Raw genomic sequence first — 14026 nt, 5'->3', positions numbered from 1 at the left:
CTTTTGCAAGGATTATGTTATTGTACAGTTTTTTTCGTGAAGTAGATTTGACATGATAGTTGTAGAGAGAGGCAGGAGTGATACTTTGCTGTTCCATAGACAAAGGAAGGGAGGATCGTTAATGACATTAGGTCGATAGTAAGGAAGCCGCTTCACATTTGATTAAAGAGAGGATGTAAGAAGATGACCTTAAAATCAATGAAAGCTAAGCTGCTAGGTGTTTCCTTGTCTATTGCGTTGATGCTGCCGTTTGTTCCAGTACCAGAAGCATTTGCTGCAAACCTAAATGTAACCGCTTACGGCGCGAATGGAGCGGATGGCGCAGACGATAAAACGGCGTTCCAAAATGCGATTAACGCTGCAGTCTCTGGTGATACCGTTTATATTCCAGCAGGGACTTATTATTTGAGCGGAACGGTTACTGGGAAATCAGGTGTTCATATTAAAGGAGAAAGCCGCGATACGACAATAATTAAGTCAACCTCGACAGGGCAAGAACGAATGTTCAGCTTTTATAATCTATCCAATGTACAAATATCTAACCTGACACTCGATGGCAACAGCAATAATACGATTTTGTCAGCGGTTGTTTCTGAGGGCGGCAGCAACAATAAGATGAGTCAATTACGCGTAAAGGATTTTACAGCCTCTGCGGGGTTTGGACCGTTTGCGCTGTATGCAATCGGCTCTCAAAATATTGAGATTAGCGACAATATTATCACAAATATTGGCGTTAACTCCGCTTGGGGCGGTGCGGTAAGAGCAGGCTGGGGCTCGAACGGCGCTCAAATTTTGAATAATACGATTCAAGATACGGGGCGAGGAGGCATTTTTGCTAATGACGGCTGTCAATACGTAGTCGTCCGAGGCAACAATATTACAGGAACGGGCCATCATACGGAGGGATTAGGCATCGAGCTTCACACCGATTGTGATTATTCCTTAATTGAGAACAACCAGGTTGACCACTGGATCAGCGCTGTGCGCTCCAAGTATATCGCAGTCCGCAATAATGTCGTTAAGGCTACAGACGGCTCTGTGGGGAATATGGGCCTTGAGGTGATGGTTGAGCATGGCGTAACGACAGGCAATCTTGTTGATGGAGGCCAGCAGGTCGGAATGCAGCAGTCGCCTGGAACGGGGTATCAATATTGGGGCTACAATACGATTCAAAATATAGTCATGTGGGGAATGCAGCTGCAAGGAGAGGGTACCGGCCAAACGGAGCAATATCAATATTTTTACAAAAATACATTTAAGGACGGTCCGCGCGACAACCCGCAAGCCGCTTATTCGGGTTATGGCGGCAATGCCGTTCGTATCCATGGCAATTCACAGAATCTGACGTTCGACAGCAATCAGATCATCAACAACGGTCGCAAGGGGATCGAGATTACAACCGCATCAGGCATCGACCGTTTGAGCTTCATCAATAATGTAATTACAGGCAATACAGGTGAATCCATTGATCAGTATCCTGCTAGTGCAGCGAATTTGGAGTGGAGCGGCAACACCGTTAGCGGTAACGGCACGAATACGCAGCTGACAAGCCGCGGATTCTCGAATCCGAAGCCGGTGGCAAACTTTACTTCACCGGCTGTTGTTCAATTAGGCACACCAATAACGTTTACAAACAGCTCAACAGATAATGGCTCCATTTCTGAACATTTATGGGATTTCGGAGAAGGTGTACCAAGCACAACGGTAAGCCCTACCTATACGTATCAGAAAGCAGGTACCTACCGTGTTACACTCGTAGTTTGGGACAATGAAGGAAGAGCCAGCTTGAAGGAGCAAACAGTTATTGTAAATGCCGGACCGCCAGTTACACATGCGCCTAGCGCTCCAACAAACCTTGCGTCGCCTTCAAAGACAGACGTATCCGTGAACCTCACATGGTCACCATCCACGGATAATGTAGGTGTAAGCGGCTATGAGATTTATCGAGGCGGTACACTCGCAGGAACAACAACTGGCGCTGGAAGTACAGCATTCTCTGCCACAGGTCTTTCTCCAAGCACAGCCTATAGCTTCACGGTCAAAGCGAAGGATGCTGCAAACAATTTGTCGGCGGCAAGCAACACGCTGAACGTGACAACGAATGCTCCTGATACGACTGCGCCTACGGTGCCAGCCAATTTGGCTTCTCCGTCCCATACGGATGTCAGCGTCAGCTTGACCTGGTCACCTYCAAGTGACAATGTGGCTGTTACAGGATACGAAGTTTACCGCGGCGGCGTATTGGCAGGAACAACTGCTGGTGTCAGTTCGACAAGTTTAACGGTAACAGGATTGACGCCTAGCACAGCATACAGCTTTACCGTTAAAGCGAAGGACGGAGCGGGCAATCGATCTGCGGCGAGCAATGCGGTCAATGTAACGACTAACGCTCCGGCAGTCAATACGTATATTAGCGACCTGACGTGGGCATCAGCTACAACGGGCTGGGGCAATGTACAGAAGGATAAAAGCAATGAACAGCGCACGATTACTTTAAATGGCACGACATATGCCAAAGGAATCGGTACTCATGCAATCTCTGAAATCACTTATAACTTAAATGGCGGCTACTATCGGTTCCTATCCGATGTCGGAGTAGATGACGAGGTACAGGCTGTGAACAACGGCACGGTTACTTTTGAGGTATGGACGGATGGGGTTAAGGCCTATGACAGCGGGGTTATGAATGCCAATACAGCGACAAAAAGTATTGATCTTGATGTTACGGGTGTAAACGTGCTCAAGCTTGTTGTCGGTGATGCTGGTGACGGAATCGGCTATGATCACGCAGATTGGGCCAATGCACGACTTGCTTCAGCATCTGGCGGCCAAAATCCAAATCCAGGGGATACCGTATCACCTAGCGCGCCAGCTAATCTAGCATCGCCAAGCAAAACAGATACAAGCGTTAATCTAACTTGGAGCGCATCGACAGATAATGTGGGTGTAACAGGCTACAATATCTATAATGGAAGCAATCTGTCAGGTACGACAACAGGATCAAATGCGACTTCATTTACAGTGACCGGTTTAACGGCGAGCACAGCTTACAGCTTCACGGTGAAAGCCAAAGATGCTGCAAACAATATTTCCGCCGCAAGCAATGCCCTTAACGTTACGACAAATGCGGCACCTGGCGGAGGAACCGGCACTGGAAATGGTTTGCTCGGGCAATACTTTGCTGGCGATTTTGGCAGTCTTGAGCTTGAGCGGGTAGATGCAGTTATTGACTTCGATTGGGGCGGCGATCGACCTACCGTAAATGTGCCGGGAGAGTGGTTCACGGCACGGTGGACTGGCAAAGTACAGCCTCAATACACCGAAACCTATACCTTTTATACCCATACGGACGATGGGGTTCGCTTGTGGGTAAATGGCCAGCAGCTGATTAACCAGTGGCAGTCGATGAACGGTGAGCTCAGCGCGACTATATCATTAACAGCGGGAGTTAAGTACGATATTAAGATGGAATATTTAGAAAATGGCGGGAATGCGCATGCCCGGTTGTCTTGGTCAAGCCCTTCGCAGGCGAAGCAAATTGTTCCTAATGCGCGGTTATTTTTAAACTGAGTAAAATGATTTCTAAAGCATGAGAAAAAGCCGTTGTATCGTTGCTGGATGCAACAACACAACGGCTTTTCAATGTTCTCCCTTAGTGGAATCGCTATTTAATTGTTCTGCCTTTTGTTTTTTGCCTTTATTGGTCAATAATCCAGCTGCGATTGTAAGAATAATGACTACGATAACAAAGGACCAGAAGAGGAGTTGATTCTCGAAAAATGCTTTAAACGATTTTTCATGTGTAATCATCTTCGCAGCGGTATATGCAAGAACCGCTGAGCCTAGATAAACGATCCAATTATAGCGATTGATTAGTTTGATGAATATCGTACTGCCCCATACAACGACTGGTACGCTGATGAGAAGCCCAAGAATAACGAGCAAAGTGTTCCCGTGGGCTGCGCCTGCAACTGCGATTACGTTGTCAAGTCCCATGGCCGCATCGGCAATAATGATTGTACGTATCGACTGCCAAAGGGTATTGCCAGATTTGATGCCATCATGTGCATCATCCTGTACGAGAAGCTTGTATGCGATCCATACAAGGAGAAGTCCCCCAACAAGATTAAGCCAAGGAACGTTTAGAAGCTGAACAACAAGCAAGGTGGCAATGATTCGTATGCTAATCGCTCCAACCGTTCCCCATATAACGGCTTTCTTCTGCTGTTCCTTAGGTAGGTTTCGTGCTGCCATCCCAATCACAATGGCGTTGTCACCGGCCAATATAAGGTCGATAAAAACGATGGTCAGCAGGGCGGAGAAAAACTCGACAGAGAATAGTTCCATAAGTCATTTCCACCTTCCATAAAAAGGAATATCTTGAAGTCTACAATAAATACGCTGCGCAGTGAAGAGGGATTCAAAAATTTTTATGGACATATTCCTCACAGCTTGTTCATACAGCTGATTAGAGGGGGTATGTAACTTGGACAGCCTTATTATATTTATCGAAATCGTCTTGATTAATGTATTGCTTAGCGGAGATAACGCCATTGTGATTGCAATGGCTAGCGGCCAACTGCCGCCAGAGCAGCGTAAACGGGCTGTATGGTGGGGTGCAATGGCTGCTGTAGGCTTAAGATGCGTGTTGACCGTCGTTGCGATTAAACTGCTTCAGGTGCCTTTTTTACAAGCCGTAGGAGCTTTGCTATTGTTCTACATAGCGGTTAAGCTGCTTGCAGAGGCAGGCGGCAATCAGGATATGCATACGGTGAAAAAAGCAAAAACGATTGGTCAAGCGATATGGACAATTGTTGTAGCCGATTTCGTTATGAGTCTTGATAATGTTCTCGCTATTGCAGCGGTAGCAGATGGAGATATTGTACTTATTTTGCTCGGAATTGCGCTCAGCATACCTATGATTATTTGGGGAAGCCAAATGCTGGGAACGCTCCTTCAAAAATTTCCTGCTCTTTCCTATATTGGGGCAGCTTTACTCGCTTATGCGGCAGGTGGAATGCTAATGCATGACCCTGGCATGAATGATTTGCTGTTTCATGGGTCAAAAACGCTTGCTGAAGCCATTCCTTTGCTGTGTGTTCCGCTTGTCATTGTACTCGCAATTGTCAAAAAAAAGGCTGTTTTATAAGGATTATGACTCGCTCCGTTCACGCAAAATAATGCGGGACGGTTTTTTTTTTGTTAAGACCCTCGCAACGTACTGGTATTTTTGCCTCAGTTCCTATAAACTAATATAGATAAAAACTGTCGTCTTTCGTCAACATATGCGAAAGGCGCTGTAAGGAGCGGAACGCGAATGCCTAATAACAAATATTCCGCTGGAATCATTTTGCTGTTAGCCGGGGTCGTTATTTTGTTGGGCAAGTTAGGTGTATTCAGCTTTCTGGGCGCAATCTTCTGGCCGCTGCTCGTCTTAATTCCCGGCGTGCTTCTGCATGTTCTCTACTTCGGCAGATTAGTTCCGGCGGTCGTGCTCGTCCCAGGCGGAATGCTCGTCGTATATGCCCTGCTGTTTGTCGTTTGCAACCTTTTTGGATGGGATAGTATGAAATATTTGTGGCCGCTGTTTATCTTTGGAGTGGCAGCTGGTCTTTACGAATATTATTTGTTCGGTTCATCCAGACCGCGTGTTGTACTCACGGCATCGATTGCGCTTGCTGCCGCATCGGCTGTGTTTGTCATTCTTGTGCTTTTGTGGAGCTGGGGGATTTATGCGATTGCTGTTGCGTTAATTGCAGCAGGTGTTTGGATGATGCTAAGCAAACGCAAGCGTTGGTAAAAGATTTAAATAAAAAACAATTGGAGTGGATTACAAGTTATGCAAGCAAGAGAGAATTTACGGAATATCGCAATTATTGCCCACGTTGACCATGGTAAAACGACATTGGTTGACAAACTGCTACAACAATCAGGCACGTTTCGCGACCATGAAGCAGTGCAAGAGCGCGCAATGGACTCAAATGACATTGAGCGTGAACGCGGTATTACGATTTTGGCAAAAAACACAGCAATCAATTACAAAGACTATTTGATCAACATTGTTGATACACCTGGACATGCTGATTTCGGCGGCGAAGTTGAGCGTATCATGAAAATGGTTGACGGCGTTCTTTTGGTTGTTGATGCATTTGAAGGCTGTATGCCGCAAACGAAATTCGTTTTGCGCAAAGCGCTTGAGTCAAACCAAACGCCAATCGTTGTAGTTAACAAAATTGACCGTCCAAATGCAAGACCTCAAGAAGTTGTAGATGAGGTTCTTGACCTGTTTATTGAACTTGGTGCAAATGACGCTCAACTTGAGTTCCCAGTTGTTTATGCTTCTGCATTGATGGGTACTTCAAGTCTTGACCCAGAAAAACAAGATGAGAACATGGAAGCACTTTACGAAACAATCGTAAGCAACATCCCGTCCCCAACTGAAGATACAGAACAGCCATTGCAATTCCTTGTAACTTTGCTTGATTACAACGAATACCTTGGCCGTATTGCCATCGGTCGTGTTAACCGCGGCATGATTAAACAAGGTCAAACCGTTGCCGTTATGACTCGTGAAGGCGGAGTTAAGCAAGCAAGAATTGAGAAACTGTTTGGTTTCGTTGGTTTGAAACGTGTTGAGATCGAAGAAGCAGGAGCGGGCGATATCGTTGCGATTGCTGGTATTCGTGAAATCAACATCGGAGAAACCATTGCAGATCCACAAAATCCAGAAGCGTTGCCGGTTCTAAAAATCGATGAGCCAACACTTCAAATGACTTTCCTCGTTAATAACAGCCCGTTTGCAGGCCGTGAAGGAAAATGGGTAACTTCCCGTAAACTTCGTGAGCGTCTATTCAAAGAGCTTGAGACAGACGTAGCACTTCGCGTTGACGAAACAGACAGCCCGGATGCTTTTGTCGTTTCAGGTCGCGGTGAGCTTCACCTTGGTATTCTTATCGAGAACATGCGTCGTGAAGGATTCGAGCTTCAAGTATCCAAACCGGAAGTTATCATTAAGGAAATCGATGGTTCGAAAGTAGAGCCTTACGAGCGTCTTCTTATTGATTTGCCTGAAGAGAGCATGGGCGCAGTAATGGAGAGCCTAGGAACTCGTAAAGCAGAAATGATCAACATGATCAACAACGGCAACGGCCAAGTGCGTCTAGAATTCAAAATCCCTGCTCGCGGCTTGATTGGTTACCGTACACAATTTTTGACGTTGACACGCGGCTACGGCATTATGAACAACGCTTTTGACAGCTATGGACCTCTAGCTGGCGCTGGTGTAGGCGGCCGTCGCCAAGGTGTTCTTGTTGCAAGTGAAAATGGTGTATCGACATTCTACGGCATGATGGGCGTAGAGGATCGCGGTATTCAGTTCTTGGAGCCAGGTACAGAAATTTATGAAGGTATGATCGTTGGCGAGCACACTCGCGAGAACGACATCATCGTAAACATCTGTAAAGTAAAACAACTGAACAACATCCGTTCAGCAGGTAAAGACGATACCGTAACATTGAAGAGCCCGCGTCTATTCTCACTTGAGCAAGCGCTTGAGTACTTGAATGATGATGAGTATTGTGAAATTACACCGAAGACGATTCGTCTTCGTAAGAAAATTTTGAACAAAAGCGAGCGCGAACGTGCGGACAAAAACCGTAAAAATGCGCAAGCAAGCGTGTAAGATTAGTTTTCTAAATGAACGTAAGGTTTTGCTCTGCAAAGCCTTACGTTTTCTTTAAAATATAAGTGGGATTATAAGTTGCTTAACTTATAATCCCACTTATATTTCACAGTGTTATGCGTACTGTGCAACTAAAGCACGGCGAAAGCCGTTTACAATGAATGAGGGAGGAATACGATATGCAAGCATGGTTAAGCGATCATAAGCTAGTCTCTTATTTAATCATTCTGGGTTTTACGATATACATATTCAATAAAGTATTTCGTGCACAGCAGAAGCTTCCGTTATTTAAAGAAATTTTAGTGTATGCATTGATTGCCTTCGGCTCTTTCGTTCTAATGATTTTGCAGGTGGACAAGCTGCCAATCATTCAATGTATGGGAGTAGCCGTTCTTATGATGCTTATGCTCCGTGGTCGTCAATTGTACGACAAATGGAAGGGCAACAAACCAAATGACAGTCAATCTCCAAATGCGGAATCCGGCAAATGAAGTTCGAGGACGCACTATTCAACTGGCTTCAAATCAAGCTGGTTGCTGATGCTCGTCCCGATGACAATGCAGCATTTGAGACACTATCGTTTTTTGAGCAAATATTGACGGAGGATCATGGGTTGACGGAATTTGTAATTACGAAGACCGATGATACGATGGTTCATGTGAAATACGAGAAGGATGGCCGTACCAAACTTCAGCTTTATCCTCGTGAGCTGGGTGAACAGCTCTTGACGGATATTGAATCCAATCCCAAATACAACTGAACTTGAAGGTGGATCATATGAGTAAAGGATCAACAGCATTACCACCAAGAACGGGCTCTCGTCCACCAGCAAAACCAAAAAAGCAGAAGCCGCGAAAAAAACGCTCGGCAATGAAAATCTTTTTCACATTGCTATTTTCAATACTTTTGATCGTAGCAGCGGGTTTAACTTATTTGGTCTTGCAAGCGGATAAAGCCATTGATGAAATTTCATCGCCAGTTGATGAAGAGGTTGTTATACCGCCTGGAGAAGCTGTAAATGAGAAGGCAGTTGCCATGCTTCTGATGGGGATCGATGCTCGTGCTCATGGAGGAGGTTTGAATACAGACGTTATGATGGTCGCTGTATTTAATCCGAATTCGAAGAGCGCTACTATCGTTACCATTCCTCGGGATACTAACATTGATATCGAAGGATATCGAGCTCGCAAAGCCAATAGCTTTTATGCTGATTTCTATATGAATGCGCTCAATAAGAAGAAATTAAGCAAAGAAGCAGCTTATGCGGATGCGAAGCAAGAAGTGCGCAACGTCATGAGCAAGCTGTTCGACATCGACATTAAATACTCTGCAGTCATTAACTTCCAAGGATTTGCTGATGTTGTTGATGCGCTTGGCGGCGTGTCAGTGGATGTTGATAAGCGTATGAAATACAAGGACTCTGCTGATGGAACAAATATCGACTTGGAACCAGGCGTTCAAACGCTAAGCGGTGAGAAAGCACTTGACTTTGTTCGTTACCGGAAATCAAATAATGGGAAAAACATGTCAAGCGACTTCGAGCGCAACGCAAGGCAAAGCCAAGTTATCGGAGCACTAACGGACAAGATGAAATCATTTGACGGCGTTACGAAGATTGGATCAGTCATGCAAGCAGTCGGCAAAAACTTGACGCTGGATATGCCTTCCAAAGAAATAAAAAATATGATGACGACTTATTTGGGTTTAAGCCGCAATGATATTACATTCATCCCTCTTGAAGGAACTTGGAGAAGTCCTTATGTTTATATGGACGAAGAGAAGCTGAAGGAAGCTCGGGCTGCACTCCAAGCAAAAATGGCTGAATAACCGTAGACTGTAGCTAATATTATAGCTATAATAAATCTACAGAGGCCATTTTTGAAATCTGTTCAGAAGGAGGTCATGCGAATGACCAATACCGTATCCTTAGTATCCGAGCTACCGATCGAAGTTTTGCATAAGCAATCTATCGTTCTAATGCACAGAATTGATGCGGTTTCTGACGGACTGGCCTTGAACTTTTCTGGTGGGCTGAGTGCGAACGACGATGTCGTAAGCTTGTCCACTACCCTTGCGTGCGAGGAACCGAATATGAATATTGCTGCGAACACCTTTGTTGTACAGGTTCTCGCAGCTGTGAAGAAAGCCTAGTGATAGCTCACTAGGCTTTTTGTGTCTTCAGGGATGCCTTTACAATTTCTTATTCATTTTTGGAGCTTGTTTTTCGAGTTCCTGAGGGATGACATCACGCGGCATTTGTGGAATTACTCTGCCGATAATATCGGCCATCTCCTCGGCAAAGCCGGATATCGGTTTGCCACGTCTAATATCGGCGCCGATTTCATTGATTCTCTGGGACATATCGATATCTGCAGTCACGAGTGCATCTATACCGTATGGATCTTTACGGAATGCTTCGGCTACGGCATATTTGATTGTACCGACTCTAGAACGCTCCATCTTGGCGTCTACATCGATGCCAACAATTGCAGTATTCCCGAACACGACACAGTGCGCGTTCGTAACTCCGTCAATTCCTTTGGCCAACTGCTCCAGATGTACCGCAACCTGTTCCGAGTTTTTAATTTCTTTTTTCCTTGGCTCGGTTTGCTGCGTATGGACACGGCCATCATTTCGTGGAGAGGGTGATGTTTCATTACGTGCGACGGTGCTGCAACCTGTCGCAACAATCGCAACAATGATCGCAGAAGTAAGCCATTTGTACATGTTTGACACCTCTTTTTCTCGATGAAAAGCTGATAGTCACCTGTCCGCCATAGTTTACCCGCAGCAGCGATATGCTATGTATGGCCTCTAATGAATATCCAACACCGGGAGGGTTCTCATGAAAAAAATATTCGTGCTCGATACAAATGTGCTGCTTCATGATCCGCAAGCGATTTTTGCTTTCGATGATAATGAAGTCATAATTCCCGCGGTTGTGTTGGAAGAAATTGATTCAAAGAAGAGGTTGGCTGATGAATTAGGACGAAATGCGCGTTCGATCTCGCGTCTGCTCGATAAGATGAGAGAAATAGGCCACTTGCATGAAGGGATTGAACTGCCTAGCGGCGGCTTGCTCAAGGTAGAATTAAATCACCGCAGCTTCATGCGAGTACAAGAAATGTTTGGGGAAATGTCCAACGATAATCGGATTTTGGCGGTTGCGCTGAATTACCATATAGAACAGGAAAATGAGCCGGAGAAACAAAGTATCGTATTAGTTAGCAAGGATGTACTCGTTCGTATCAAAGCTGATGTTCTAGGCTTGCAGGCTCAAGATTATTTATCTGATCGGGTTGTTGTTTCGTCGGAGTTTTATTCGGGCTATATGACGCTTTATGTTCATCCTGCAGTCATAGACGAGTTTTACACTTATCGCTTCCTTACGGTTAACAACATGCACCTAAATATTCGATTAAATCCGAATGAATTTGTGATTTTGCGCGATGAAATGGGAACCTCGAAGTCAGCGCTGCTTAAGGTTAGCCAAGACGGGGCAAGGCTTGAACCTTTATTTTTAAGCAATGACCCGGTTTGGGGAATAACCGCTCGCAATGCTCAGCAGCGCATGGCGCTTGAGCTGCTTCTAAATGACGACGTGCCGCTCGTGACACTTACCGGCAAGGCTGGTACGGGTAAGACGCTTCTCGCGCTGGCAGCGGGTCTTCTGAAGACGGAGGATGAGCATAAATACAAGAAGCTGCTAATCGCAAGGCCTGTCGTACCTATGGGGAAAGATATCGGATATTTGCCAGGCGAGAAGGAAGAGAAGCTGCGGCCATGGATGCAGCCGATTTATGATAATTTGGAGTATTTGTYCGATACGAAGAAATCAGGCGACATTGATAAGATATTGATGGGAATGGGCAGCATTCAGGTCGAGGCTTTAACTTACATTCGCGGCCGATCTATTCCCGGACAATTCATTATTATTGATGAAGCACAGAACCTTACGAAACATGAGGTGAAAACGATTGTTTCGAGGGTCGGTGAAGGAAGTAAAATTGTTCTTATGGGAGATCCTGAGCAAATAGATCACCCTTATCTGGATTCGATCAGCAATGGTTTGACCCATATTGTGGAACGCTTCAAAGCAGAAGGCATCAGCGGCCATATGACGCTTGAGAAAGGCGAACGCTCCAAGCTAGCCCAATTGGCAGCGGATTTACTATAACGATTGTGCCCCTCTTTGGAGAGGGGCTTTTTTTATTTGCAAAAATATAAGGTTTTTTGGACAAAAAAACAAATTATTGTTATCCTATTTTTAGTAGATTTAAGGATGAAAGGAAGAAGGCTGTGACTCCCAGAAAATACGTGCTGGTTTTATTCGGCACATTACTGTTAGCAGCATTATTACTTATCCCATTCTCACGAAATGCAAACCCTGCAAGCACTGGAAAACCTGACGGGAAAACAAATGTTCAACCCGCTCCCGGTACTCTAGTTGTTGATCAGCTGTCTGACATTACTGTAAGCGTTTCCTTGCCGAACATGCAATATCAACAGCTGCAGGAATTAAACCGGAATTTTATGATGAAATACCCTCATATTCAAGTCGAGCTTTCAAATGAGCCGAATAAGGAAAGAGCATACGATCTGTGGACGCTTCAGAGCCAGCAGAGAGAAGCCGCAGATATTATGCTGTTAGATAATGGATGGGTTAGATCATTTGCTGTACGAGGGTTTCTAAAGCCTGCAGACAGCATGATGACAGGTGACACGCTCACCGATCAAATGACAGGATTGCTCGATTCGCTCAGATGGAACGGTTATTTATGGGGCGTACCAAAGGACTTAAACCCGTATATCATCGTTTGGAACTCTGCACTGCTTAAGGAGATAGGTCTTAAGGAGCCTCCTTCTGACTTTGCTTCCTTTCAAGCCGCCGCTTCAAAAATGATCGAGCTTCACCCGCAAGCGAGTATTGTAAACTGGAGTGCAGGCGATTTGCAGCAGCAGCTAACTTGGTTAGCCGCATTTCAAACGAAACCAGCCAACTTGTTGAAATTGCTTCCGCTGAGTGAACAGCAGACTCAGCAGCTGGAATGGTTTCAACAAATGGAAGTGAATTTGAGCAGAATCGATGTGGATGCAATCAATCAATTAGCAGAGGAGTTTCAAAATAATAATCTGTTTGCAGCTGTAATTCCGTGGAATCAATACAAGCGTTTAAATGAGGATTTGCGAATGAAATTAACGATTGATCGTGAGCAAGTCTATTATCCATGGTTGAATGGACGAAGCTACGCGATTTCCTCAAACAGCGATGAAGAAGAGGAAGCGATGCTTTGGATTGGGGAAATGACCGAATTAATGAATCAACAGATGACCTATGACCGATTTGGCTTTTTACCTGCAAGATCATCATTATATTCGTTTAACAGCACCCTTCAAAGCGAGCAAATTCATATCCCGCCTGCTTGGTGGAAAAATGCGCTGAACACTAAGCTTGCAGATGAAGATCTCCCGATTTCAGATCCCATTTGGCCTGAGAAATGGCGTCAAAGGGAGAAGTTATGGGGAATGTTTTCCGATGGCAATTTTCAATTGGCTGAATATATGAAGTCGCTTGCCGCTTTAGAGTAAAATGAAAACAGCCGGCCTCATTTTGCAATGATGGCAGGCTGTTTTTTTGCTTGATAGATGAATGATGACAGCAGCTATAACTTTAGGCTAAGCTTGATGGTCAATTCTCCGTCTTTCATTTCAACTGCGTTCGCTTTAAGAAATGAAACGATTAAATCAGGATAAAAACCGAGATCAAATTCCTTCTCGAGCGCACTGCGTGTCGTGTCAGGAAGGGAGAAGCCATTAAATATGAGTTCATCGACATGAAATAGGATGGCGTTTTTGGGATCATTTTCGATCGTGTAGTGACCGCTGATTTTTATTTCCATGTTGTCGCGTTTTCCTTGAGCAATGACCTTGTCATCAATGAATTCAAAAGAGAAATGATTGAAGATATCATTTTGCTCGCGAAGGAATGTATTTAAATCATCTTCGGGCACGCGAATGGTGTATTGAAAACCTTTTATTTCGAGCAGCTGCTTATTTTCTTGTACCCAGCTTGGCAGCTTCTGCATAGCCTTCGAGAGTGCTCGGAAATATTGTTTCACTTCAGCTATTCCTGCTGTTTCCCAGTAAGAAGTAAGCTCCTTCATCAAAATGCGTATGCGATCGGCATCTGATCTGCCAGCTAGCTGCTCGTCAAGCTGCTTCTCAAGCGCAACTACGCGCTCTCTCTGCGTTTTGAGCTGCTGTTCAATCGTATTGAGCTCATTCTGCCTCGCTTCAAGCTTCTCATAACCCACTTTAACTTTCTTGTATTGCTCGACATATGTA

At 45.0% G+C, this 14026-nt stretch carries 12 protein-coding genes and 1 pseudogene; 10 read left to right on the top strand and 3 right to left on the bottom strand.

From position 1 onward, the window contains the following. Nucleotides 1–183: 183 nt before the first annotated feature. Entirely contained in the window at nt 184–3570 is a 3387-nt protein-coding gene (locus AC1DSE_RS18180; RefSeq protein ID WP_477527989.1) for an NPCBM/NEW2 domain-containing protein, read from the top strand. Nucleotides 3571–3639: 69 nt separating this feature from the next. On the opposite strand, the gene AC1DSE_RS18175 is transcribed toward AC1DSE_RS18180, so the two are convergent. After that, nucleotides 3640–4347, bottom strand: a complete 708-nt coding sequence (locus tag AC1DSE_RS18175) for a TerC family protein (protein WP_339208698.1) — start codon at nt 4345–4347, stop codon at nt 3640–3642. Between the two features lie 139 nt (nt 4348–4486). Between AC1DSE_RS18175 and AC1DSE_RS18170 the strand changes: the two genes are divergently transcribed. The 7 genes from AC1DSE_RS18170 to AC1DSE_RS18140 all read left to right on the top strand — a co-directional run bounded on the left by AC1DSE_RS18170 (nt 4487) and on the right by AC1DSE_RS18140 (nt 9832). Further along, nucleotides 4487–5149: a TerC family protein gene (locus AC1DSE_RS18170; RefSeq protein WP_441882955.1), complete on the top strand. Its 663-nt coding sequence runs from the start codon at nt 4487–4489 to the stop codon at nt 5147–5149. A gap of 168 nt (nt 5150–5317) precedes the next feature. Continuing rightward, complete coding sequence (locus AC1DSE_RS18165) at nt 5318–5800, top strand: hypothetical protein (RefSeq protein WP_054027942.1); 483 nt, start codon at nt 5318–5320, stop codon at nt 5798–5800. A gap of 39 nt (nt 5801–5839) precedes the next feature. Beyond that, nucleotides 5840–7681, top strand: coding sequence for a translational GTPase TypA (gene typA / locus AC1DSE_RS18160; protein ID WP_441882957.1), 1842 nt, complete (start codon nt 5840–5842; stop codon nt 7679–7681). 179 nt (nt 7682–7860) lie between these two features. After that, nucleotides 7861–8172: a YlaH-like family protein gene (locus AC1DSE_RS18155; protein WP_076268136.1), complete on the top strand. Its 312-nt coding sequence runs from the start codon at nt 7861–7863 to the stop codon at nt 8170–8172. Then, nucleotides 8169–8441, top strand: coding sequence for a hypothetical protein (locus AC1DSE_RS18150; protein WP_339208701.1), 273 nt, complete (start codon nt 8169–8171; stop codon nt 8439–8441). Before AC1DSE_RS18155 ends, AC1DSE_RS18150 begins: the two co-directional genes overlap by 4 nt. 17 nt (nt 8442–8458) lie before the next feature. Beyond that, nucleotides 8459–9508, top strand: coding sequence for an LCP family protein (locus AC1DSE_RS18145; protein ID WP_076268138.1), 1050 nt, complete (start codon nt 8459–8461; stop codon nt 9506–9508). Between the two features lie 81 nt (nt 9509–9589). Beyond that, complete coding sequence (locus tag AC1DSE_RS18140) at nt 9590–9832, top strand: hypothetical protein (RefSeq protein ID WP_441882962.1); 243 nt, start codon at nt 9590–9592, stop codon at nt 9830–9832. 39 nt (nt 9833–9871) lie between these two features. Here AC1DSE_RS18140 and AC1DSE_RS18135 read toward each other — a convergent pair whose 3' ends face one another. Continuing rightward, the gene (locus AC1DSE_RS18135) at nt 9872–10408 is read right to left on the bottom strand and encodes a YhcN/YlaJ family sporulation lipoprotein (RefSeq protein ID WP_441882964.1); all 537 of its coding nucleotides are present in this window, start codon (nt 10406–10408) and stop codon (nt 9872–9874) included. Nucleotides 10409–10526: 118 nt separating this feature from the next. Here AC1DSE_RS18135 and AC1DSE_RS18130 point away from each other — a divergent pair, with 118 nt between their 5' ends. Beyond that, complete coding sequence (locus AC1DSE_RS18130; protein WP_477527988.1) at nt 10527–11858, top strand: PhoH family protein; 1332 nt, start codon at nt 10527–10529, stop codon at nt 11856–11858. A 122-nt stretch (nt 11859–11980) separates the two neighbouring features. Next, the gene (locus AC1DSE_RS18125) at nt 11981–13270 is read left to right on the top strand and encodes an ABC transporter substrate-binding protein (RefSeq protein WP_477510068.1); all 1290 of its coding nucleotides are present in this window, start codon (nt 11981–11983) and stop codon (nt 13268–13270) included. Between the two features lie 74 nt (nt 13271–13344). Here the strand turns inward: AC1DSE_RS18125 and AC1DSE_RS18120 are convergent. Next, nucleotides 13345–14026, bottom strand: a pseudogene (locus AC1DSE_RS18120) (hypothetical protein); the annotation flags it as partial.

The organism is Paenibacillus sp. 01L418, assembly GCF_056400045.1.
Note: the sequence above shows the minus strand (reverse complement) of the source record. Positions and strands in the feature narration are given on the sequence as shown.